The 21468-nt window shown below is 68.2% G+C and carries 26 protein-coding genes; 16 read left to right on the forward strand and 10 right to left on the reverse strand.

What is annotated here, in order from left to right; translation table 11 throughout:
• Nucleotides 1-5: 5 nt before the first annotated feature.
• The 3 genes from tadA to AB0C30_RS00500 are packed head-to-tail and all read right to left on the reverse strand — an operon-like array spanning nt 6 to nt 1460.
• Nucleotides 6-461, reverse strand: coding sequence for a tRNA adenosine(34) deaminase TadA (gene tadA, locus AB0C30_RS00490; protein WP_357938069.1), 456 nt, complete (start codon nt 459-461; stop codon nt 6-8).
• Nucleotides 458-934 carry a tRNA adenosine deaminase-associated protein gene (locus AB0C30_RS00495; protein ID WP_357938072.1) on the reverse strand — a complete coding sequence of 159 codons (477 nt, stop codon included), beginning with the start codon at nt 932-934 and terminating at the stop codon, nt 458-460. Before AB0C30_RS00495 ends, tadA begins: the two co-directional genes overlap by 4 nt.
• Before the next feature lie 16 nt (nt 935-950).
• Entirely contained in the window at nt 951-1460 is a 510-nt protein-coding gene (locus AB0C30_RS00500; protein WP_357655246.1) for a tRNA adenosine deaminase-associated protein, read from the reverse strand.
• A 140-nt stretch (nt 1461-1600) separates the two neighbouring features.
• On the opposite strand from AB0C30_RS00500, the gene upp reads away from it, so the two are divergent.
• From upp to AB0C30_RS00530, 6 genes are all read left to right on the forward strand, one after another.
• Nucleotides 1601-2239 carry a uracil phosphoribosyltransferase gene (gene upp / locus AB0C30_RS00505; protein ID WP_357938075.1) on the forward strand — a complete coding sequence of 213 codons (639 nt, stop codon included), beginning with the start codon at nt 1601-1603 and terminating at the stop codon, nt 2237-2239.
• A gap of 128 nt (nt 2240-2367) precedes the next feature.
• A complete protein-coding gene (locus tag AB0C30_RS00510) occupies nt 2368-2592 on the forward strand; it encodes a hypothetical protein (protein WP_357655252.1) in 225 nt (74 codons plus the stop codon).
• Between the two features lie 97 nt (nt 2593-2689).
• Complete coding sequence (locus tag AB0C30_RS00515) at nt 2690-2848, forward strand: hypothetical protein (RefSeq protein WP_225300975.1); 159 nt, start codon at nt 2690-2692, stop codon at nt 2846-2848.
• Nucleotides 2845-3375 carry a PH domain-containing protein gene (locus AB0C30_RS00520; RefSeq protein WP_225300974.1) on the forward strand — a complete coding sequence of 177 codons (531 nt, stop codon included), beginning with the start codon at nt 2845-2847 and terminating at the stop codon, nt 3373-3375. Before AB0C30_RS00515 ends, AB0C30_RS00520 begins: the two co-directional genes overlap by 4 nt.
• 96 nt (nt 3376-3471) lie before the next feature.
• Nucleotides 3472-4815: a helix-turn-helix transcriptional regulator gene (locus AB0C30_RS00525; protein ID WP_357938077.1), complete on the forward strand. Its 1344-nt coding sequence runs from the start codon at nt 3472-3474 to the stop codon at nt 4813-4815.
• A gap of 98 nt (nt 4816-4913) precedes the next feature.
• On the forward strand, nt 4914-5591 hold the full coding sequence (locus AB0C30_RS00530; protein WP_357938079.1) for a FadR/GntR family transcriptional regulator: 678 nt from the start codon (nt 4914-4916) through the stop codon (nt 5589-5591).
• Nucleotides 5592-5601: 10 nt separating this feature from the next.
• Here AB0C30_RS00530 and dnaN read toward each other — a convergent pair whose 3' ends face one another.
• The 3 genes from dnaN to AB0C30_RS00545 form a co-directional block, all read right to left on the reverse strand.
• Entirely contained in the window at nt 5602-6699 is a 1098-nt protein-coding gene (gene dnaN, locus AB0C30_RS00535; protein WP_357938081.1) for a DNA polymerase III subunit beta, read from the reverse strand.
• A gap of 62 nt (nt 6700-6761) precedes the next feature.
• Complete coding sequence (locus AB0C30_RS00540) at nt 6762-7412, reverse strand: response regulator transcription factor (protein WP_225300970.1); 651 nt, start codon at nt 7410-7412, stop codon at nt 6762-6764.
• Nucleotides 7409-8842, reverse strand: a complete 1434-nt coding sequence (locus AB0C30_RS00545) for a histidine kinase (protein ID WP_357938083.1) — start codon at nt 8840-8842, stop codon at nt 7409-7411. The genes AB0C30_RS00540 and AB0C30_RS00545 overlap by 4 nt, the downstream gene beginning before the upstream one ends.
• 109 nt (nt 8843-8951) lie before the next feature.
• On the opposite strand from AB0C30_RS00545, the gene AB0C30_RS00550 reads away from it, so the two are divergent.
• Nucleotides 8952-9857: an ABC transporter ATP-binding protein gene (locus AB0C30_RS00550; protein WP_357938085.1), complete on the forward strand. Its 906-nt coding sequence runs from the start codon at nt 8952-8954 to the stop codon at nt 9855-9857.
• A complete protein-coding gene (locus tag AB0C30_RS00555) occupies nt 9854-10588 on the forward strand; it encodes an ABC transporter permease (protein WP_357938087.1) in 735 nt (244 codons plus the stop codon). Before AB0C30_RS00550 ends, AB0C30_RS00555 begins: the two co-directional genes overlap by 4 nt.
• Nucleotides 10589-10620: 32 nt before the next feature.
• On the opposite strand, the gene AB0C30_RS00560 is transcribed toward AB0C30_RS00555, so the two are convergent.
• On the reverse strand, nt 10621-11499 hold the full coding sequence (locus AB0C30_RS00560) for an SMP-30/gluconolactonase/LRE family protein (protein ID WP_357938089.1): 879 nt from the start codon (nt 11497-11499) through the stop codon (nt 10621-10623).
• 70 nt (nt 11500-11569) lie between these two features.
• Here AB0C30_RS00560 and AB0C30_RS00565 point away from each other — a divergent pair, with 70 nt between their 5' ends.
• Genes AB0C30_RS00565 through soxR form a run of 3 tightly spaced genes read left to right on the forward strand, consistent with a single transcriptional unit; the run spans nt 11570 to nt 13247 of the window.
• Nucleotides 11570-12007 (forward strand): Lrp/AsnC family transcriptional regulator, encoded by a 438-nt coding sequence (locus tag AB0C30_RS00565; RefSeq protein ID WP_357938091.1) that lies wholly within the window; start codon nt 11570-11572, stop codon nt 12005-12007.
• A 9-nt stretch (nt 12008-12016) separates the two neighbouring features.
• Nucleotides 12017-12742: a metallophosphoesterase gene (locus AB0C30_RS00570; RefSeq protein WP_357938093.1), complete on the forward strand. Its 726-nt coding sequence runs from the start codon at nt 12017-12019 to the stop codon at nt 12740-12742.
• A gap of 4 nt (nt 12743-12746) precedes the next feature.
• Nucleotides 12747-13247 (forward strand): redox-sensitive transcriptional activator SoxR, encoded by a 501-nt coding sequence (gene soxR, locus AB0C30_RS00575; RefSeq protein WP_357938095.1) that lies wholly within the window; start codon nt 12747-12749, stop codon nt 13245-13247.
• 139 nt (nt 13248-13386) lie between these two features.
• Here the strand turns inward: soxR and AB0C30_RS00580 are convergent, their stop codons facing one another.
• Nucleotides 13387-13833 (reverse strand): universal stress protein, encoded by a 447-nt coding sequence (locus AB0C30_RS00580; protein ID WP_357938097.1) that lies wholly within the window; start codon nt 13831-13833, stop codon nt 13387-13389.
• 136 nt (nt 13834-13969) lie between these two features.
• Between AB0C30_RS00580 and AB0C30_RS00585 the strand changes: the two genes are divergently transcribed.
• The 3 genes from AB0C30_RS00585 to AB0C30_RS00595 all read left to right on the forward strand — a co-directional run bounded on the left by AB0C30_RS00585 (nt 13970) and on the right by AB0C30_RS00595 (nt 16116).
• Nucleotides 13970-14773 (forward strand): phosphotransferase, encoded by an 804-nt coding sequence (locus AB0C30_RS00585; protein ID WP_357938099.1) that lies wholly within the window; start codon nt 13970-13972, stop codon nt 14771-14773.
• A gap of 132 nt (nt 14774-14905) precedes the next feature.
• A complete protein-coding gene (locus AB0C30_RS00590; RefSeq protein ID WP_357938101.1) occupies nt 14906-15451 on the forward strand; it encodes an RNA polymerase sigma factor in 546 nt (181 codons plus the stop codon).
• Complete coding sequence (locus tag AB0C30_RS00595) at nt 15448-16116, forward strand: hypothetical protein (RefSeq protein ID WP_357938103.1); 669 nt, start codon at nt 15448-15450, stop codon at nt 16114-16116. The genes AB0C30_RS00590 and AB0C30_RS00595 overlap by 4 nt, the downstream gene beginning before the upstream one ends.
• A 106-nt stretch (nt 16117-16222) precedes the next feature.
• Here the strand turns inward: AB0C30_RS00595 and AB0C30_RS00600 are convergent, their stop codons facing one another.
• Entirely contained in the window at nt 16223-16933 is a 711-nt protein-coding gene (locus AB0C30_RS00600; protein WP_357938105.1) for a TetR/AcrR family transcriptional regulator, read from the reverse strand.
• Between the two features lie 115 nt (nt 16934-17048).
• Between AB0C30_RS00600 and AB0C30_RS00605 the strand changes: the two genes are divergently transcribed.
• Complete coding sequence (locus tag AB0C30_RS00605) at nt 17049-17750, forward strand: NAD(P)H-binding protein (protein WP_357938107.1); 702 nt, start codon at nt 17049-17051, stop codon at nt 17748-17750.
• 382 nt (nt 17751-18132) lie between these two features.
• A complete protein-coding gene (locus AB0C30_RS00610) occupies nt 18133-18585 on the forward strand; it encodes a GtrA family protein (RefSeq protein ID WP_357939714.1) in 453 nt (150 codons plus the stop codon).
• Between the two features lie 20 nt (nt 18586-18605).
• Here the strand turns inward: AB0C30_RS00610 and AB0C30_RS00615 are convergent, their stop codons facing one another.
• The gene (locus tag AB0C30_RS00615) at nt 18606-21239 is read right to left on the reverse strand and encodes a replicative DNA helicase (protein ID WP_357938109.1); all 2634 of its coding nucleotides are present in this window, start codon (nt 21237-21239) and stop codon (nt 18606-18608) included.
• Nucleotides 21240-21468 lie beyond the last annotated feature (229 nt).

Raw genomic sequence — 21468 nt, forward strand, 5'->3', positions numbered from 1 at the left:
CGAGCTTACCGGATCCGCCGAGTGCCGAAGAACTCCTTTAGTACCGCAGCGCACTCCTCGCCCAGCACACCCATGACGACCTCGGGGCGGTGGTTGAGCCTGCGGTCGCGGACCACGTCCCACAGTGACCCCACGGCCCCGGCCTTCTCGTCGACGGCCCCGTACACGATGCGGTCGACCCTGGCCAGCACCGCGGCCCCCGCGCACATCGTGCACGGCTCCAGCGTGACCACGAGCGTGCAGCCGCTCAGCCGCCACCCCCCGAGCGACCGGGCGGCCTGCTGGAGCGCCAGAACCTCCGCGTGCGCGGTCGGATCGGCGGAAGACTCACGGGAGTTGCCGGCGGACGCGAGCACCTCGCCCCCCGGGCCGAGCACGACCGCGCCGACGGGGACCTCGCCCCGGGCGCCGGCCGCGGCGGCCTCGGACAGGGCCAGGCGCATCGCGTCGGCGTGGTTCACCGCAACCGGTCGAGCTCGTCGGCGAAGGACAGCCGCTCGGCGATCACCGAGAGGATGTCGGCCGGCAGCACGCCTTCTTCCATGGACAGCTCCAGCAGCTCTTCCGAGCCCACGCCCAGGTCGCTGAGCAGGTCGAAGTCGCCGGACGGCTTGACGCCCAGCCCGTTGCCGTCCTTGTCGGGCGCCACCCCGGCGAACTCCGCGAACAGCTCGCCGAGTCTGTCCGACATGATGGCGTGCGCGTCGGAGAGGAACACCCGCGGCTCGTCATCACCGCGGTAGCGGACGATGGCGAACCACTCGTCCTCCACCTCGACGCAGAGCAGGGCGAGTTCGTCGCCGGACAGGCCGAGGGCCTCGGTCACCGCGTCGCCGAAGTCGTCGACGATCTCGGCGTCACCGAGATCGACCTCGGCGCCGCTCCAACCGCCGGAGATCTTGACGAAGGCCGCAGAGAAGGTGTTGGACGCCATGTCCGTGCTCCAGGGGTCAGCCGAAGACCGATTCGATGGCCCGCTCGAACGGCTCGGAGAAGCCGAGTCGCGCGGCGATGCTGGAGAGTACGTCTTCCGGGAGGAGTTCGATGTCGCCGGAGAGTATGCCCAGCTCCATCTCGTCGAGTCCCAGGTCCGCGAAGATGGACAGATCGCCGGCCGGAAGCACCGTGTCCTCGTCCTGGAGGATCTCGTCGAGCTCCTCTTCGTCGGGGATCGGCACGTCGAGGTAGTCGAGGACCTGCTCGGCCAGCGGGAAGTCCCAGGAGGCGGCGATGTCGGACAGGAAGACATCGACGCGATCACCCAGGACGCGCAGCGCCACGAAGAACTCGTCGCCCACGGCGACCAGGCCGATCGTGCCGCTCTCGCTCGGCTGCTGGCGCAGCGCCTTGATCAGCCCATGCAGATCGGACGTCAGCGCGACCGGCAGCAGGCCGGCGTCCCAGCACTCGTCCTCGCGATAGACCACGATGGCGAAGTCGAGCGCATCTTCTTCTGTCATCGTCCACCCCACGACGTGGTCACTACGGGATCCAATCGTTCCAGACCCGGCCACCCCCCGTGGGCTGCTCCGACCAAATTGTGATCAAAACCCATGACGCGACGTGCCGGTTCGTTGCACACAAGATAGCGTTGTCCCTTATGGAAACCCTCGTCGTCGACCATCCTCTCGTAGCGCACAAGCTCACCACGCTGCGCGATGTCCGGACGGACTCGCCGACGTTCCGCCGGCTCGCGGACGAGCTGGTGACGCTGCTGGCGTACGAGGCGACGCGCGATGTGCGGGTCGTGGACGTGAGCGTGCAGACGCCGGTCGCCGAGGCCCATGGGGTGCGGCTGGCCAAGCCCTATCCGCTGGTCGTGCCGATCCTGCGGGCGGGTCTCGGCATGCTCGACGGCATGACCAGGCTGCTGCCCACGGCCGAGGTCGGTTTCCTGGGCATGATCCGCAATGAGTCGACGCTGCAGGCCGAGACCTACGCCACCCGGCTGCCCGATGACCTGTCCGGGCGCCAGTGCTACGTGGTCGACCCCATGCTGGCCACCGGCGGCACGCTGGCCGCGGCCGTGCGGTTCCTGTTCGACCGCGGGGCGGTGGACGTCACGGCGATCTGCCTGCTCGCGGCGCCCGAAGGGCTGGCGTACATGGACAAGGTGTTCGCCAACTCCGGCAAGCCGATCCGCGTCGTGACCGCCGCCCTCGACGAGCGGCTGAACGAGAACGGTTACATCGTTCCAGGTCTGGGTGACGCCGGAGATCGTTTGTACGGGGTGGTCTGACTCGTCACGCTGCGCACTCACTTCGTTACATACTGTTGTCTCGTGGGTATGAGGTGAGAGGAAGGCAACTTCCGCATGCGCGTGGGGGGAGCAGCGATGAGCGTTTTTCCGGCTACCGAGGTGTTGTCGTGAGCGACCACACCGAGGCGGAGCCAAGTCCGTACGCGGACGTGGAGACGGCACTCCGCGAGGAGTTCGCCGGCATCCACTCCGCGATCACCGTAACGCGCTGCGTCGAAGCGGCGCACTACGGCGCGCTGGAGGTCACGGGCTACGCCCATCCGAGTCTCGTCGAGCGGATCGCGCGCAAGCACCTTCACGTCCTGGCTCTCGTGGCCAGCGAACGCGGCTAAGCAAGATCAAAACTATCCCGTCAAGTTACCTTTACCCCGGCATTGGGGTGGGTAATGTAGAGAGCGGGTGGAGTAGGTAAGTGGTACGGAGGCGACAGTGCAGGTCAAAAAGGTCCTCACATACGGTGGTATGGCTTTTGTGGCGTACTACCTGTTCGCGCGACCAACCGATGCCGCGGACGCGGTCAGAGGAGTGTTCGACAACGTGATCAACGCGGCCGACTCACTGGCCCAATTTGTGAACAACCTCGCATGAGACTTGTGACCCACGGGGACTCTGCTCCGGCGTCGGTCAACCGCTACCTTCTCCCCCACGAACAACAGGTCATCATGGTACGGCGTCACCCAGCCGTGCTGCTTCGCCCGGTCGCCGAAGTCTTCGGCGGCCTCATCATCGCCGGGTTGCTCAGCAAGATTTTCGGCGGCGAGGGGAGCAGCACGGCCCTCGTCGTCGTCTGGTGGCTCTGGCTTCTGCTCTTGATCCGCTTTGTTTGGAAAGTCGCGGAGTGGTCGGTCGACTACTTTGTGGTTACCTCAAAGCGGATGTTGCTCACCACAGGCCTCATCACGCGCAAAGTCGCGATGATGCCATTGGGCAAGGTCACCGACATGAGCTTCCAAAGATCTCTCCTTGGGCGCATGCTCGGTTACGGTGAGTTCATCCTTGAATCCGCTGGTCAGGATCAGGCACTGTCAACAGTCGAGTACATTCCGTATCCGGAGACTCTGTACCTCGAAGTGTGCCAGATGCTTTTCCCCAGCAAGGACGACAGCGACGATTAATCCTGCCGTGGGGAATTCTTCACGTGGGGATACCCGATTGCGCCACTTCATGCAATCATTGCGGAGTGTTGACCCTTCCCCGCCTTGAGAGATGAGATGCCGAGTCAGGGAACCATCGGTGACCGCGTCCGAGGACTGCGGCTAAACAGGCGGATGTCACAGGCCCAACTGGCCGGACCCGACCTGTCTGACAGTTATGTCTCGCTCATCGAGTCGGGCAAGCGGACTCCGACTCCGGTTGTAGCAAGACTCCTGGCCGAGCGCCTGGGGTGCACCACCGAGTTCCTCCTGCATGGGATCGAGCCTCGGCAGCGCATCGATACCGAGCTCGGTCTGCGCCACGCTGAGCTGGAGCTACAGCATGGCGACCCCGTCCTCGCGGCCGACCGCTTCACGGAGATCGTGAAGGCGGCCGACGAGGAGAACGCACTGCTGACCGCGCACGCCCGCCTCGGCAGGGCCCGTGCCCTCGAAGCGCAAGGACGGCTCGGCCAGGCGGTCGAGGCGTTCGAGCGGCTGCGCAGGGAGGCGGCGGCCCATCCTGAGCGGCTGGCCGACCTGCCGCTCACCGTCGCGCTGAGCCGCTGCTACCAGCGGGCGGGCGACCGCCTGAGGGCCCGCGACCTGGCCGCGCACGCGCTGGAGCAGGCGGAGCGGCTGGCCGTCACGCAAGGCGAGATCGCCATCGACCTGGCCGCCGCGCTGGTAGAGGTGCGCAGCGGACGCGAGGGCGACTCTCCCGAGCTCGGATTCGTGCGGCGGGTGCTCGACGCCAGCGGCGTGCCTGAGATTGTGGACCGTTCCGCTGAGATCCACGCCCTCTGGCAGGCCAGTGTGGCCGCGGCCGGTGGCGAGGACTCCGCACTGGCCGTACGCCTGGCCGACGACGCGATCATGGCGGGCCGGCCGACCAGGCTCACGCTGCAGCTGGCCCGCGTGGCCATGCACTGGGCCAGGCTCGACTCCGCGCCGATCGCCGAAGCCGACCGGTGGGCCGAAGCGGCGACTCGCGTGTTCGCGAGCACCGCGGGCAGCACGCAGGAGCACGGCGAGAGCCTCATCGCGCACGCCAGGGTCAAGCTGCGGGCGCGCGACGCCGTGCGAGCGGGCGAGCTGGCCACCTCGGCGCTCGACCTGGTGCACGACGCCCCGGGCACGGCACCGGCCGAGGCCCACCTCGTGCTCGCCACCGTCGCGCTCGCCCTGGACGCCGACGCGTCGAGGTCTCTCGGCGAGGCTCGGCAGCTGCTCGAGACGCTCAACCGTCCGGTGTTCGGCTCCGACAGGCAGGCCGCACGCTGCTGGCGAGAGCTGGGCGACCTCTACGGCAGCTCCGGGGACAAGGCCCAGCAGACCAGCGCCTATCGCAGGGCGTTGGAGGCCGCCGGAGTCCATTCCGCACTGGCAGGGGTGAAGATCGACGTTTCAGTGAACCGCTAGCCCTCCGGGAGCTCCAGATTTGGTTTTTGAGTCTGGAATAATTAGGGTCTACCAGTCATTGACTCATGGGATGACTGGCACCCCGGAGGAGGCGGACTGTGAGTCTGCGTACGGCTCAGCGAGCTTCGCTCGTCGACCAGGTGATCGATCAGCTCAAGGAGCAGATCACCTCAGGGTTGTGGCAGATGAACGGCAAGATCCCAACTGAGACGGTGCTCGCGGAGCAGCTCGGAGTGGGACGCAACACCGTTCGCGAGGCCGTACGCGCGCTTACACACGCCGGGCTGCTGGAGTGCCGCCAGGGTGACGGGACCTATGTCCGCGCCACCAGCGAGCTCTCCGGCGCCATGCTGAGGCGTCTGCGCCAGGCAGAGCAGCTGGAGATCCTCGAGGTGCGCCGCGCACTGGAGGTCGAATCTGCTCGCCTGGCCGCCACCAGGCGCACCGACGAGGACATCCTGCGCATCGAGGCCGCCCTGGCCGAGCGCGACCGCGCCTGGGAGCTGGACGATCCGGACGCCTTCGTCGAGGCCGACCTGGCCTTCCACATGTCCGTGGCGCATGCCACGCACAACCTCGTGCTGATCGACCTCTATGAGGACTTCTCGGCGGCGCTACGGGCCAGCATCACGGCCGCGGGCACGTCGCTGAACAAGAGCTACATCCCGCACGACGCCATCGCGCGCGCCATCTCCTCGGGCGACGCCACCGCCGCCGAGCGCGCCGGGCATGCCTGCATGGAGCACATTCTCATCGCGCTCACCGAGGGCGCATGACCCGCAAGGGTCACCCGAGGCGCAGCGACATCACCAAGTAGCGGAAGCTGGGCTGCCCGTCGCCAGGAACATCCTGGATCAGGGCGGCCCTCGTCGGTGACTCCATGTTGAGACGGGCCAGGTCGGTCTCTATGCCGGTCAGGCCGTCGAGGAGGAACTGCGACTGGAAGGCGATCTGGATGTCGTCGCCGCGCAGCTCGCACTCGACCACCTCGGAGCCGCGGCCGATGTCGCCGCCGCCGGCCTGGATGCGTACGTGGCCCTGGCTGAACGACAGCCGGATCGCGGTGTTGCGCTCGGCCACCAGCGCCACCCGCTTGATGGCGTTGACGAACGCCGTCACCGGCACGTCGGCCCTGATCGACCAGTCGGCGGTCAGCCTGGCGCGGTAGTCGATGAACTGCTCGTCGAGCAGGCGGACCGTGGTGCTGCGGCCGACGCTCTCGAAGCCCGCCACACCGTCGCCCAGCGCCACCGCCACCTCACCGCCGCGCAGCGTCTTGGCCACGTCGACCAGCACACGCGCGGGCACCATGGCCGACACCGCGACGTCGGGCGTGGCCGGGCGCCAGGTGAGGTCGCGGGCCGCGATGCGGTAGCGGTCGGTGGCCGCCATCGTGACCGACTCGCCCTCGATGTCGACCCTGATGCCGGTGAGCATCGGCAGCGTGTCGTCGCGGCTGGAGGCGGGCGCGACCTGGCCCACGGCCGAGGCGAAGACGCCGCCGCCGATGGCGCCGATGCTCGGCGGCATCGTGGGCATGGTCGGGAAGTCTTCGACAGGCATCGTGATCAGGCCGAACTCGGCGCTGCCACAGGTCAGGACCGCCTCCTGGCCCTCGGTGACGATCTCGACATCGTCGGCGGGCAGGCTGCGGCTGATCTCCGCGAGCAGGCGGCCGGGGATGAGCACCTGGCCCTGCTCGGCCACGTCGGCGTCGATCCTGGCCTGGGCCGAGACGTCGTAGTCGAACGCGGACAGGCTCAGCTCCTCGTCGGCGCCCAGCAGCAGGCCCGAGAGCACGGGCACCACAGGGCGGCTGGGCAGCACCCTGGCGGCCCACGCCACCGCGTCTGCCAGAACATCGCGGTTTACCCGGATTTTCACCTGACCCACCCTTTCGTGTTGCTGCCTCCTATGAAAGGTAGCCGGTGCCACCGACAATGCGACTATCTGCTGTTGAGGTAGGCGAGCACCGCCAGGACCCGGCGATTGTCGTCGTCAGAAGGCGCCAGACCCAGCTTGGCGAAGATGCCGGCCGTGTGCTTGGCCACCGCGCTCTCGCTGAGGTAGAGCCGCTGAGAGATGGCGGCGTTGGAGCGCCCTTCGGCCATCGCCTCCAGCACCTCCCGCTCACGTGGCGTGAGGGCGGCCAGCGGCTCGTTCCTGGCGTTGCTGGCCAGCAGCTTGGCGATCACGTCGGGGTCCATCGCGGTGCCGCCCTGGGCGACCCGGCGTACGGCGTCGATGAACTGCTCGGCGTTGAACACCCGGTCCTTGAGCAGGTAGCCGATCGCGCCGGACCCGTCGGCGAGCAGCTCACGCGCGTACAGCTGCTCGACGTGCTGCGACAGCACCAGGATCGGCAGGCCGGGCACCTGCTGACGGGCTGCCAGCGCGGCCTGCAGGCCCTCGTCGGTGAAGGTGGGCGGCAGCCGTACGTCCACGATCGAGACGTCGGGGCGCAGCTCGATCAGCCCCTTGAGCAGCTCGGGCCCGCTCTCCACGGCGGCCACGACCGTGAAGCCGTGCGCCTGGAGCAGGTGGACCAGGCCGTCTCTGAGCAGGTAGAGGTCTTCGGCGACGAGAACACGGTTCATCTGCTGAACCATAGACGGCGCGGCGTCGCCTCCGCCCACCAGCGATCCCTGTTGTGGCAGGCCGGGAGCAGAGTGGCCGTCAGGTACATGGCGCAGCCGAGCGCGATCATGAACAGGATGACCGGCCACTGCCACGGCTCTGGCATGTACAACGCGAGGAACCAGGCCTTCTCCGGGATGCCGAAGACCTTGAAGATGCCCGCCACGATGCCCTGGGGGAACAGCGGGCACCAGGAGGTCAGCCAGAGCGTGACCACCAGGGCGGCCTTCCAGCGCGGCAGCTTGGGCAGGCTGCCCGCCCAGTGATTCGGCAGGACCTTGGGCATGCTCATGGTCACCGTGGTCGGTCCCCCGGGCGGGCTGTGCACCGCGAGCACCCCGTCGAAGGCCGCCAGCCGCCGCTCTATGCCCATGAGGCCGCTGCCCTTGCCGGGGTCGGCGCCGCCCATGCCGTCGTCGATCACGGAGATCCGCAGGTCGGAGCCGTTGCCGCTGACGTCGACGGTGGCCGTGGCGGCCCCGCCGTGCCTGGCGGCGTTGGACAGCAGCTCGCTGACCGCGAAGTAGGCGGCGGCCTCCACCGGCGGCTCCGGGCGGTGCGGCAGATCGACGTCCACGTTCACCCGGAGCGGGCTGTCGATGGCCAGGGCGCGCACGGCGTCGGCGAGCCCGCGCTCGGCCAGCACCGGCGGGTGGATGCCGCGGATGACCGTACGCAGCTCGGTAAGCGTCTCCGAGGACGCCTCCTTGGCCTTGGACAGCAGCGCCTTGGCCGCGGCCGGGTCGGTGTCGACGAGCTGCTCGACCGCGCCGAGCGTCATGCCGATCGCCACCAGCCGCGCCTGCGTGCCGTCATGCAGGTCGCGCTCGATCCTGCGCATCTCCGCGGACTGGGTGTCGGCCGCCAGGTTGCGTACCCGCTGGAGGTGGTTGACCTGCCCCGCCAGGCGGCTGGCCGCCGTCGCGGACAGCACCAGCTCGCACCACATGCCGTAGACGCGCAGCCCGCGGTCGGGCAGCAGTAGGAGCAGGGGCAGCAGGCCCAGCTTGACCACCGGGTCCAGGACCAGCCAGACGCAGTCACGCCAGGTCGCCGGGTCGGAGACCAGCCACTTCCACCTGTCGTTCCAGGCCGGCACCCGCGGCGACTTGTACAGCGTGCGGTGCGAGCGGTACATCCCGTCGGCCTGCCGCTGCGGGGGCGGCGGCTTGGGCAGGTACGGCGAGTCGATCCGGACTCCCAACCACTCCCCGACCAGCCGTCTCCTGCGCTCCGCCACCTGCCTGGCCAGCCGCACCTGCAGCGGGAAGAGGGGGACCACGCCGAGGCCGAAGGTCAGGACGAGCAGGCAGAAGGAGACGACGGCGGTGGGCACCTCGACGAGGATCAGCGCCAGCAACGCCGCGACCTGGACGTACCTTCTCAGCATGCTCCCAGTGTGCGCGATCCACGGCATCGCGCATATTGCAGCTAGATACACCTTCGCCGGGTACCCAGCCCGATTCTCCGCGAGAGCCGGAATTCCTAGCGTCTAAGGCATGAAAGTCATCGAGGTCAGGAACCTCCACAAGCGGTACCCGAACCACGTGGCGGTGGATGACGTGTCGTTCGAGGTGTCGGATGGCGAGATCTTCGGCATCCTCGGCCCGAACGGCGCCGGCAAGACCACGACCGTCGAGTGCGTCGCGGGGTTGCGCACTCCCGATCGTGGCACCGTACGCGTGACCGGGATCGACCCTCAGCAGGACAGGGACGCGTTGCGGCGCGTCCTCGGCGCGCAGCTGCAGAGTGCCGCGCTGCCCGACAAGCTCAAGGTGTGGGAGGCGCTGGATCTCTACGCCTCCTTCTATCCGGACCCGGCCGACTGGTCCGAGCTGATCGAGCGCGTCGGGCTCGGCGGCAAGCGGGAAGAGCGCTTCGGCGAGCTCTCCGGTGGCCAGCGGCAGCGCCTGTCCATCGCGCTGGCGTTGGTGGGCCGGCCACGGGTCGCGGTGCTCGACGAGCTCACCACCGGCCTCGACCCGCAGGCCCGCAGGGACACCTGGCAGCTGGTCGAGCAGGTACGCGACTCCGGCGTGACGGTCGTGCTCGTCACCCACTTCATGGAGGAGGCCGAGCGGCTCTGCGACCGCGTCGCGCTCATCGACGAGGGCCGGGTCGTCGCCACCGACACACCCGCGGGGTTGATCGCCCAGGTGGGCGGGGCGCAGCGGCTGCGGTTCCGGCCGACCGCGCCCTTCTCCGACGACCTCCTGCTGGCCCTGCCCGAGGTGAGCGAGGTCGCCAGGAGCGGCGAGCAGGTCGTGGTGACGGGCACCGGCGACCTCGCCACCTCCGTCATGCTGACGCTCGCCCGGCATGAGGTCGTCCCCGCCGACCTGCGCATCGAGCAGGCCACGCTCGACGACGCGTTCCTCGCACTGACCGGAAGGAAACTGTCATGAAGAAGATCCTCCTCGTCGAGACCAAGCTGCATCTGCGGCAGTGGCCCACGATGGTCTTCACCATCGGCCTGCCGCTCGCCCTGCTGCTGGCGCTCGGCAGCATTCCCGACCTGTCCGCGCCCGATCCGGCGATGGGCGGCCAGCGGTTCATCGACACCCAACTGCCGGCCCAGATGACCTTGCTCGCGGTGCTGACGCTCGCCTGCACGGTGCTGCCGGCCGTCCTGGTCACCTATCGCGAGCAGGGGGTGCTCAGGCGGATGTCGACGACGCCCGTTCCGCCGGGGCGGCTCCTGGCCGCCCAGCTCATCATCAACCTGGCCATCGGCACCGTGTCCGTCGTCCTCCTGGTGGTGGTCGGGAACCTGGTGCGCGGCGTCGCGATACCCAAGCAGCTCCCCGGTTTCACGCTGGTGTTCCTGCTCGGCTCGGCCGCGCTGCTGGCTCTGGGGCTGGTGATCGCCTCGGTCGCGCCGTCGGGGAAGTCGGCGCCGGGGATCGGGTCGGTGGTGATGTTCCCGCTGATGTTCGTGGCGGGCATGTGGATTCCGCGTGAGGTCATGCCGGACGCGCTGCGGGTGGTGAGCGACTATTCGGTGGCGGGGCCGTTCGCCCAGGCGTTGCGCGACACCTGGGCGGGCCACGCGCCGCAGCCGCTGCACCTCGTCGTCATGGCGGCCGGGCTGCTGGTCTTCGGCGGGATCGCGATCCGGTTGTTCCGCTGGGAGTAGCGCTGATCCGGTTGCTTTCGCCGGGAGTGGCGCTAGGACCAGACGGGGCGGGCGCCCGTGACGTTCAGCATCACCGAGTAGAGCGAGGACGAGGACGCGATGAAGAGCCTGTTGCGCTTGAGGCCGCCGAACACCAGGTTGGCGACATCGTCGGGCAGGCGGAGCCGGCCGATCAGCGTCCCGTCGGGGTCGTGGCAGAGCACCGCCTTGCCCGCCGCCGCCCACACCCGGCCCGTATCGTCCAGCCGCATCCCGTCGAAGCGGTCGTCGTCGCCTCCCTGCGCGAAGACCTTGCCGCCCGAGAGCGTGCCGTTGTCGTGCACGTCGAGCACGCGTATGTGCCTGCGGCGGGTGTCGGCGATGTACAGACGGGACTCGTCCAGCGAGAAGGCCAGCCCGTTGGGCCGGTCGAAGTCGTCGGCCACCCGGGTCACCTCGCCCGTCACCGGATCGACGCGGTAGACATGGCAACCGTCGATCTCCGGCTCGGCCCGAAAGCCCTCGTAGTCGCTGTCGATGCCATAGGCGGGGTCGGTGAACCAGATGGAGCCGTCAGAGCGGACCACCGCGTCGTTCGGGCTGTTGAGCCGCTTGCCCTGCCACCGGTCGGCGATCACGGTGATGGAGCCGTCGGCCTCGGTGCGGGTGACCCGCCGCTGACCCTGCTCGCACGAGATCAGGCGGCCCTGGCGGTCGAGCGTGTTGCCGTTGACGTAGCCGGCGGGCTGCCGGAACGGGCCCACGGCGCCGGTCATCTCGTCCCAGCGCAGCATCCGGTCGTTGGGGATGTCGCTCCAGACCAGGAACCGGCCCGCCGGGAAATAGACGGGCCCCTCGGCCCAGCGGGTGCCGAAGTAGATCCGCTCGACCAGGTCGTCACCACCGACCACGGCGAAGCGCTCATCCAGCACTTCGAGCTCCGTGGGGATGTGGCCATATGGTGTTTGGTGGAATGGCTGCATAGTCGAATAGCATACTGTCATGGACGAGATCGACAAGATGCTGATCGGCCTGCTTCAAGAAGACGCCACGCGGTCGTACGCGGTTCTCGGCAAGGCGGTCGGCCTGTCGAGTGGGGCGGCGCACGAGCGGGTGCGCAAGCTGCGCGAACGTGGGGTGATCAAGCGCACCACGATCGAGGTGGATCCGGCCGCGCTCGGGCGCGAGGTCGTGGCGTATGTGCTGGTCGACGGCGGCGCCTGGATGGGGGACTCCGCCGCGCGGCTGGCGGCCATCGCACCGGTCGAGGAGGCCCACGTCATCGCCGGTCCCGCCTCGGTGCTGCTCAAGGTCCGTACGGCCGACACGAGGGAGTTACAGCAGGTGCTGCGGCAGGTGTTCGATGTGGACGGCGTGACCGGGACCCAGACGGTCGTCGTGCTGGAGACGTTCTTCGAGCGGCCCGTACACGTGGAATAGGGTGCTCGGGTGGCGATTTTTGCGCAGATCAGTGATACCCACATCGGTGGCTCCGACGAGAGCGTCGAGCGCACGCGGCAGGTCATGGAGCATCTGCGTACCCTGCGCCTCGACGCCGTCCTGGTCACGGGTGACATCGCCGACCACGCGTTGCCGGAGGAATACACGATCGCGAAGGAGCTGCTCCGCGACGAGCGGCCGTTGGCCATCTGTCCGGGCAACCATGACGCGGTGCCGGAGTTCGAGAAGCTGCTCGGCCCGGCCAACCAGGCGCTCAGGCTCGACGACCTGACCATCGCCCTGGCCGATTCGAGCGTGCCCGGCCACGACCACGGCTACCTGGCCGACGAGACGCTGGCCTGGCTCGACGAGGTGCTGTCGGAGCGGCCCGACGTCCCGGCGTTCGTGGGGATGCACCATCCGCCGATTGAGCTGGGCATCCCGTACGTCGACCAGATCCGGCTGCGCGAGCCGGAACGGCTGGCGGACCTGCTGTCACGGCACCCGCACGTGGCCGGGGTGCTGACCGGCCACGCGCACACCGCCGTGTCGGCCCGGTTCGCCGGACTGCCGCTCGTCGTCGCACCCGGCGTCATCTCCACCTGCCTGACCAGTGTGGAGACCGAGGCCGAGATCCCGGTCACGTACGACCTGCCGCCCGCGTACGCGCTGCACATCTTCGACGGCCGCCAGCTGGTCACCCACTTCCGGCCGGTATTCCTCAAGTATTCTTGAGGTTATGACCAAGGTGGCGTGGAACTCCAAGGAGCTGACGGTCGGCCAGCTCGCCGAGCGCAGCGGCGTGGCCGTGTCGGCGCTGCACTTCTACGAGGCCAAGGGGCTCATCGGAAGCCGCCGTACCGCGGGCAACCAGCGGCGCTACACCCGTGACACGCTGCGCCGGGTCGCGTTCGTCCGGCTGTCGCAGCGGCTGGGCATCCCGCTGCGGACCATCAAGGACGCCCTGAGCGAACTGCCCGAGGAGCGCACGCCCACCCGTGACGACTGGGCGCGGCTGTCGGCGGCCTGGCGCAGCGAGCTCGACGACCGGATCGAGCAGTTGCAGCGGCTCCGCGATGACCTCACGGAGTGCATCGGGTGCGGGTGCCTGTCGCTCGACCGGTGCGCGCTGGCCAACCCGCACGACCGGCTGGGCAACGAAGGGCCCGGGGCGAGGCGCATCGACACCCGGCTCACCCCGTCCAAGGACGGCTGCTCGGCCCCACAGGCCGCGTGCTAGGCGATCTTTCACGGCGGTCCGTCACGCGGCCGTCTCGGTCCCTGTGACAGTCCGTCGTGGTTGGGGTCCTTTTGACGGGATAGCCCCTTCGGGGAGGAAGAAGACGGTCCGTCGCGCCCAGAAAACGGTCGTGGACCGATCAGTGCTTGGTCGGTGGGACGATCAGGGTCGGCCGGTGGGCGTGGTGCAGCACGTGGTTGGAGACGCTGCCCAGGAGCACGGAGCGTACGCCGGCAAGTCCTCGCGACCCCGTGACCACCAGCGACGCGTCGACCTCGTCCGCGACGTCGACGATCGTCCGCCAGATCGACTCGTTGTCGGCCACCGCCCGATACGTCACATCCGCGAGCCCGGCCGCGATCGCCAGCTCGGCCCCCTCCTTGGCGTACTGCTCAGCCTGGACCCGCCATTCCTCACTGGAGTCGGCGAGGACCGCGGCACCGGCCAGCGGATACCTCTTGAGCTGCACGAGCAGCGGCTCCCACACGGTCACGATGAGCGTGGGCTCGGCGGCCAGGTGCTTGGCCGCGAACTCGATGGCGGCGCGCGAGTCGGCTGAGCCGTCGTAGGCGACGAGAATGGTCATGGCGTGCTTCCCTTCAGTTGAAGCTCACTCTCTCGTTGCAGCACTGGGACGATCAGCCGGGATTCCGGGAGCCGCTGTCTGTTGTGTCACACCGGAAGTTGTGTCGCAGCTGAAGGACCGGCGAGGATCGGTCTTCGTGACACTCCCCCGCGTGCCCCGCCTCGACATCGACGGCGTTCTGCGCGAGCTCGACGTACCGCTCGTCTATGAAGGCCCGTGCCCCGGCGGCCAGGTCGGCGCCGCGTACGTGCGCTGGCCCGACGGCCGCCGGTCGGTGCTCAGCCGCGGACCCGATGTCGGCGCGCTGCTGGAGGTGGCCCGCGCGGGGGGCGTCCCTGCGCCGCGCTACGAGCTGGTGCGCCCGCCGGTTGTGGTGCAGGAGCTGCTGCCGGGCTCTCCCCCGCTCGAGCCCTCCCGGGTCACGATCGAGTCGATGCTCGACGTCAACCGGCGCTGCCGCGGCCTGCTGGCCGGCCGTACGGACCTGCCCGGATTCTCGCTCTTCCTGCGCGCCGACGGGCCGGGCTTCTGCCTGCACGAGCCGCTGCGGACGTACGACAGCCGCACGCGGCGGCTGCTCGACCAGGTCGAGGAGATCGGCGCCGCCCTCCCAGAGCGGCTGGACGGCCCCGACCTCGTCCACACCGACTTCCATCCCGAGAACGTGCTGGTCGACGCCTCGGGCACGGTCACCGGAGTGATCGACTGGGACGGCGCCACACGGGGTGACGCGGACTTCGATCTCTTCACACTGCGCTTCGACCTCACGCACCGGGCCCCGGAGCTCGCTCGGCTGCTCGACGGGATGGTGTCCGAGGAGGCGGCGCCGGCCTGCTGGGCGCACATGAGCCTGCGCATGGTCGACTGGGCGATCCGGCACTTCACCGCCACCGAGGTCACCGTCTGGCTCGACATCGCCGAACGACTCCGGCCGCTCTGATCTCCGCCCGACGCACGTCAACGGCGCCCGCCAGGACGACATGTCGGTCAGCAGTGCCGTCCTGACCGGAAACGCTTCGGGTCGCTCGGTCCAAGTAGAGGTGTAGGGCGAGCGACGAAGGGAGCGAGGCCTGTGCGCCTCAACGAGGACCCCGAGGCCTTTGAGGCCTTTTATCGCCGCCATGTCGATGGCGTCATGCGGTTCGTCGTACGCCGGGTGAGCGATGCTCACCTGGCCGCCGACCTGACTGCCGACATCTTCCTGGCGGTCTTGGACTCCGGGCACACCTACCGCCCCGGCCGAGGCAGCGAGACCGGTTGGTTGTACGGCGTGGCGCGCAACGTCGTGTCCGCCCAGTATCGACGCACGGCCCGCGAGGCGAAAGCGACCAGCCGCGTCGCGGGCCGGCGACTGATGGACGACCACGACCTCGACCGCATGGAGGAGCGGATCGACGCCGAGCGCCAGACGCGGCGCGCGCTGGCGGCCATGCGCGACCTGCCCGAGGGCGAGCGGGCCGTGCTTGAGCTCGTGGCGATCGATCAGCTCACCGTCAAGGAGGCCGCCGTGGCCTTGGGCATCAACGGGGTGACCGCCCGAGTCCGCCTGCACCGGGCCAGACGCGCCCTGGAAGACGTCGCTTCGCCGTCGGCTGTGTACGTGGAGGGACAGGCATGAACAACTTCGAGGAGCGTCTGCTCACCGCACTCAAGGACGACATCGCCGGCAGGAGGGCGGACCCGGTCGTCCAGCCACCGGCGCGACGCCGAAGGACCGGGCGTGTCGTAGGACTGGCCACCGCGGTGGCGGGGGTCACGGCGGCCACCGTGGTGGCCATGAACGTGTACGGCGGAGCCGCCACCCCGGCCTTCGCCGTGACCAGGAACGCGGACGGATCAGTCGAGGTGCGGATCAGCGAGTTTCGTGACCCCGGTGAGCTGACGGCCAAGCTGGCCGCGGCGGGGGTGACGGCGGTGGTCGACTACCTGCCGGCGGACCAGACCTGCAAGAAGCCCCGAGGCGGGCACGGGGCCGGCGACGGGCGGGCCAAGAACAGCTTCCTGATCAGGACGGTCGGCACGGGGATGGCGTTCCTGATCGGCAAGGGGCAGGCGGGCTCCGGCCAGACGCTGGTCCTGGCGGTCTCGGTCGACCAGGCGGACAAGCCGCCTACCGCGATCTCATTGGAGGTGGTCAAGGGGGCGGTGGCCCCCTGCGAGGCGACCGCGCTGAACCTTCCGCCGACCACTGACTCGACCGGCGACGGCCCGTCCACCAGTGAGAAGACGGACGACTCCCCCGGCACTACTGAGAAGAAGGACAGCACCGTCAGCGGAGGCTGATAACCGCCCGGGGCGTCAGCCTCCGCAGAAGGCGGCTGCGGGCCGCCGTCGAGCTACGGCGGCGGCCCGCAGCGCGCGGACCACATCGCCGACCCACTGCGGGCCGTCACGCCTCGGATTCGATGCCCAGTGACCGGACGAGCTGGGCCAGTTCTTCTTGGAAGAGCTTGTCGGGACTGATCGTCTGGGTACGCAGGTGTCCATAGATCTCCAGTGACACCAGGCCGTGCAGGTGGCCCCAGATGCGCAGCGCGAGTGCCACGCCGGCCGGCGGCAAGGTGGGGAATGCCGGGCGGACCTTGCCGAGAAGCCCGCCGTCGAAGTCGGACCATTGGAAGTCACTGTGCGCGTAAAGGTGTTGGGCGTGCGGCCAGGCGGCGTCCGCCAGGGCGGCGATGCCCGTACAGACCCGGTGCGCGGCGTCCGGTGCGGCGCCGCCCTCGGGAGCTTGATAGCCGGGCACGGGGTCGCCATAGATGAGGCGAAATCCCTCGGGATTGGCCAGAGCCCAGTCCCGAAAGGCGCGCGCCCATGTCTGGATCCGAGTGGCCGGACGCGCGGCCGGGGCCTTGGCCCATGCGGCGTCCACGGCGTCGGCCAGCGCGGTGTAGACCTCGTTGATCAGCTTCGTGACCAGATCGTCGCGGGTTGCGAAGTAGCCGTAGATCGCATTGGCGGTCATGCCCATCTCACGGGCGATGGCCCGCAGTGTGATCGCGTCGGGTCCGCCCGAGGCCATCAGCCTGAGCGCGACCTGCTGAATCTCCGCCGTCGTCTCGACCCGCAGCCGTTCGCGGCGTCCTCCCGTACTTCCCACAGCGGCCACTCTACAGCGTCACCAGACTGCTTGCCGTATAAAAACTTCACGCCGTATAGTCTCGTCACGTCTGACAGCGAAGCACGCGTCTGACAGCGAACACATAGGGAGACCCATGCACATCGGCATCATCGGAGCCACGGGCGGCATCGGAAGCCGCGTCGTCACCGAAGCCCTCCACCGGGGGCATCACGTCACAGCGTTCAGCCGCGACGCCACCCGGATCAGCGAAGAGCGCGAGAACATCGTCTGGAAGAGCGTCGACGTCCTCGATGCCGGAAGCGTCGCCGCGGTCCTGCCCGGGCTGGACGTCCTGATCAGCGGATTCCAGCCTGGCAACGCCGCCGACGACTTCGCCGACACCGTGTCGCGGTCGATCGCCGATCCCACGGTCTACGCCACCGCCGCCCGAGCGCTGCTCAAGGCGCTGGAGAGTCACCCCCGGACCCGGCTGATCGTGATCGGCGGCGCCGGCAGCCTGGAGATCGAGCCTGGCCTCGTACGAGCCGACTCCGACGAACTCCTGCACGAGAGCCTCGATCAGATTGGGCTGCCGAGGGAGTACGCCGCCGCCGTACGCGGGCATCGGGACGCCCTGAACGTCCTGCGCACGTCCAACCGGCTCTGGACCTACTTCAGCCCGGCCGAGGACATCGCCCCCGGCCAGCGCACCGGCCGCTTCCGGATCGGTGGCGACCAACCGATCCTCGACGCCGACGGACGCAGCCGAATCTCCTCGGAGGACGCCGCCGTCGCCCTCGTCGACGAGGCGGAACTGCCGCGCTTCGTCCAGCGACGCTTCACCATCGGCTATTGAACCGGCCAGCCCCACCTTTCATGCTCACGGAATCGCGGAACCTCGGTTCCTCAGATGGTTCGTCACACAACCGTCTCAATCCCTATGACGGTCCGTGGCGGTCCCCATCGAATTAGAGGGATACCCCCTCCGGGGGTGAGGAAGAAGCAGGCCCGTGGTGGCCGGAGTCCCTACGGAGGGACCGCCTCCGGGGGTGAGGCAGGAGCCGACCTGTCGTGGCCGGGAATCCCTTTGGATACCCCTTCGGAAGACAACGCTCTGCGGTGCCGGACCGGTGAGAAGATCGAGGGTGCTCCGAATAGCAAACGCAGTACTCGAAAGATTACCGGGCCCGCTGCACGCCCTTGCGCTGAAGCACCGTGAGCTGCTGAAGTTCGCGGTGGTGGGTGGGACAGCGTTCTTAGTGGACAACACGATGTTCTATGGGCTGAAGCTCACCATTTTGGAACCGAAGCCGGTGACCGCGAAGATCATCGCGGTGCTCGTGGCGACGATCGTGTCCTACGTGTTGAACCGCGAATGGTCGTTCCGGACCAGGGGCGGCCGCGAGCGCCGTCACGAGGCGGCGCTGTTCTTCCTGGTCAGCGGCGTCGGTCTCGTGCTCAGCTCCGCGCCGCTTTGGATCTCCCGGTACGTGTTTCACCTGGAGACCCCGGATGTGAGCCTGGTGACCCAGGAGATCGCCGACTTCATGAGCGCGCAGATCATCGGCACGCTGATCGCCATGGTCTTCCGCTTCTGGGCGTTCCGGAAGTGGGTCTTCCCCGACGAGAAGGCCCAGTCCGGCAGCATGCGACTGGCTCCCACCCCCGATCCCACGGACGAGGCGGCATGACCGCCCTGCAAAGCCCGAGGCTAGTGCTGGGCCATGTCGACGAAGCGGCTGTAGTGGCCCTGGAAGGCCACCGTGACGGTCGCCGTGGGGCCGTTTCGGTGCTTGGCCACTATCAGGTCGGCCTCGCCTGCCCGCGGCGACTCCCGTTCGTACGCGTCTTCGCGGTGCAGCAGGATGACCATGTCGGCGTCCTGCTCGATGCTGTTGTGGACGGAGATCCCGTTGGCGACGAAGTTGTGGGTTCCCAGCACCGTGGCGTCATAGACCGGCTGCTCTCCTAGGCTCTCGATCGAAACGACCTCGTCCCAGAAGACGTCGTTCGTCGCCAGCATCTCCATCTGGGCGTCATCCAGAATCGCCGCCACCCGACCCAGACGCTCCCGGCTGGGTGCGTGCTTCCACAAGGCGCTGCCGCAGAATTGGGTCCCCAGCGCGTTCGAGAACGCCCGATGGGTCATGCTCTTCTGTGTCAGCACGTCACGAACACGGTCCCAGATCTCACGGGGAACCGTGTCGAGGTTGGTCTTGCTCTTGGCTGCCCGCAGCGCTGGAAGGCAGCGAGCGGCATGCTTTGCTCGTTCGCCGACCACGCCCACCTCCTCCAGGAACCGGAGCTGGTTCTCCGCGCCGTAGATGTGCAATTGATACCCCGGCCGGTAGTCGCCCTTCCGGGTTGTTTTGATGCGAGTCATCACGTTGAACCGGAGCAGCAACCGCGCGACGTCGTCGATCAGTCGCCGACTCGTCGAGGCATAGTAGATCCGCGACTGGCCGAGCTTTTCGTCCCACCAGATGCATCCGTCTGTCGCCCACAGGTGACGCAGGAACAGGGCGATCTGCTTCTTCGGCAGAGAGAAGACTTCCTGGGGAACGAACTTGTCGTGACTGCGAAGGCCGAACAGACCCAGGCCGTCGAGCCAGGCGGCGATGGGGTTGCGCTTGCCGTGCGTGAGCCGATAAGGGGCAGGTAGCCGCAGCGTGGTGACCCGCGCGGCGGCATAGTCGTCCCGGACCGCATTCACTCCAAAATGCGTGGCGGCCATCGTCACAGCTTCCAGGCAAGTCTCGTCCGTACTTGCGTACCGAATCGGCTGGTTCCTGACGAACGAACCATCTCCGATCATGTGCCCGAGGAGGATGACCTCCTCCTCGGGCCACTCCTGAAGATCTTGAGGGGCGGGAACGTGGCGCGGAACGGCAAGGCGAGTGCCCGGTCCGATCTCCCCCAGAGGTCGCCAGCCGTCGTAGGTCATGAAGGGGTGATTGGCCGTCGCCTCGATCTCGCGGCCCGACGTCAGGCGCAGCCTGAAGGCCTCCTTGGTTCCGCTGGGAAAGACATGCGTCATGGTGCGCGGCACGAGCCGCAACTTCTCATCCAGCGACCACACGGGGATGTCGCGTGCGCCAGACTCCAGAAGCTCCCCCAGCGACACCTCCGCGCCCGTGTCGGCCCGAAGGATGCGGGTGTCTGCCGTCAGGCAGCCGGACTCGCGCAGGTCGCTGACCGCGGGCCGCTTGTCCGTGCGCTGCTCGGGGCCTCGGTTGAGCTGGGAGATCGCGATGACCGGCACCTCCAGCTCCTTGGCCAGCAGCTTGATCGCACGGGAGATCTCCGAGACCTCGTTCTGGCGGCTCTCGGTCTTCTTCGGCGAGCTCATCAGCTGGAGATAGTCGATCACCACGAAGCGCAGGTCGTTGCGCTGCTTCAGGCGCCGGCACTTGGCCCGGATCTCCATCATCGACATGTTGGGCGAGTCGTCGATGAACAGCGGCGCCTCGGCCACCTCGCTCATCCGCCGGGCCAGCCTGGTCCAGTCGTCGTCGCCCATGCTGCCCGAGCGCATGGCGTGCAGCGCCACCCGCGCCTCGGCCGACAACAGACGCATCGTGATCTCGTTACGCGACATTTCCAGCGAGAAGATGACGGTGGTCATCCCATGCTTGATCGCCGCGGAGCGGGCGAAATCTAGACCTAGGGTGCTTTTTCCGATGGCCGGGCGGGCGGCGACGACGATCATCTGGCCCGGGTGCAGGCCGTTGGTGAGCTGGTCGAGGTCCTGGAAGCCGGTCGGCACGCCGACCATCTGGCCGCTGCGGCTACCGATGGCCTCCAGCTCGTCGAGGGCGCCCGGCATGATGTCGGCCAGCGGCGCGTAGTCCTCGGACGTGCGTCGCTCGGTGACCTTGTAGATCTCCGCCTGCGCGCGGTCGACCAGGTCGTCGACCTCTTCGTTCTGGCCGCCGTAGCCGAAGGAGACGATGCGCGTGCCGGCCTCGATGAGGCGGCGGAGGATGGCCTGCTCGCGGACGATCTTCGCGTAGTAGCCGGCGTTGGCCGCGGTGGGGACGACGGCCGTCAGCGTGTGGAGGTAGGCGGCACCCCCGACGCGGGCCATCTCGCCGCGCTTCTGCAGGTCGTCGAAGACCGTGACGGCGTCGGCGGGCTCGCCTCGGCCGTAGAGGTCGGTGATGACGTCATAGATCATCTGGTGGGCGGGCCGGTAGAAGTCGTCGGAGCGGATGAGCTCCACCACATCGGCGATCGCGTCCTTGGACAGCAGCATGCCGCCCAGAACCGACTGCTCCGCCTCGATGTTGCTAGGCGGCGTACGTTCGAACCCCGGGCCTGCGCCGCCCTCTTCGTCAATGCTCACCGCGCCCCCTCAACACCTTGCAGGCGGTCGCACCACCCCCACTTGTAGTCGACCGGTGTGACAGTTTCGCGGGTTCGCGGTGAGACGGCAACGCGGCCTGTGGACAACCCTGTGGTCAAGCTGTGCACTATTCGGCTCAGGGTGTGAAACAACTGTGGACGGAGCTGTGGATAACTCTGTCCACAATCCACAGCACCCCACTTGACCTGCGAAAACTTTGTCCACCGGC

Origin of the sequence: Nonomuraea sp. NPDC048901 (genome assembly GCF_040649695.1) — a bacterium.
Lineage (GTDB): Bacteria > Actinomycetota > Actinomycetes > Streptosporangiales > Streptosporangiaceae > Nonomuraea.

Coding starts and splice junctions, on each gene's coding strand:
- AB0C30_RS00495 (WP_357938072.1), bottom strand. CDS start 934: ATGGCGTCCAACACCTTCTCTGCGGCCTTCGTCAAGATCTCCGGCGGT.
- AB0C30_RS00500 (WP_357655246.1), bottom strand. CDS start 1,460: ATGACAGAAGAAGATGCGCTCGACTTCGCCATCGTGGTCTATCGCGAG.
- upp (WP_357938075.1), top strand. CDS start 1,601: ATGGAAACCCTCGTCGTCGACCATCCTCTCGTAGCGCACAAGCTCACC.
- AB0C30_RS00520 (WP_225300974.1), top strand. CDS start 2,845: ATGAGACTTGTGACCCACGGGGACTCTGCTCCGGCGTCGGTCAACCGC.
- AB0C30_RS00525 (WP_357938077.1), top strand. CDS start 3,472: ATGCCGAGTCAGGGAACCATCGGTGACCGCGTCCGAGGACTGCGGCTA.
- AB0C30_RS00540 (WP_225300970.1), bottom strand. CDS start 7,412: ATGAACCGTGTTCTCGTCGCCGAAGACCTCTACCTGCTCAGAGACGGC.
- AB0C30_RS00545 (WP_357938083.1), bottom strand. CDS start 8,842: ATGCTGAGAAGGTACGTCCAGGTCGCGGCGTTGCTGGCGCTGATCCTC.
- AB0C30_RS00550 (WP_357938085.1), top strand. CDS start 8,952: ATGAAAGTCATCGAGGTCAGGAACCTCCACAAGCGGTACCCGAACCAC.
- AB0C30_RS00555 (WP_357938087.1), top strand. CDS start 9,854: ATGAAGAAGATCCTCCTCGTCGAGACCAAGCTGCATCTGCGGCAGTGG.
- AB0C30_RS00565 (WP_357938091.1), top strand. CDS start 11,570: ATGGACGAGATCGACAAGATGCTGATCGGCCTGCTTCAAGAAGACGCC.
- soxR (WP_357938095.1), top strand. CDS start 12,747: ATGACCAAGGTGGCGTGGAACTCCAAGGAGCTGACGGTCGGCCAGCTC.
- AB0C30_RS00580 (WP_357938097.1), bottom strand. CDS start 13,833: ATGACCATTCTCGTCGCCTACGACGGCTCAGCCGACTCGCGCGCCGCC.
- AB0C30_RS00595 (WP_357938103.1), top strand. CDS start 15,448: ATGAACAACTTCGAGGAGCGTCTGCTCACCGCACTCAAGGACGACATC.
- AB0C30_RS00605 (WP_357938107.1), top strand. CDS start 17,049: ATGCACATCGGCATCATCGGAGCCACGGGCGGCATCGGAAGCCGCGTC.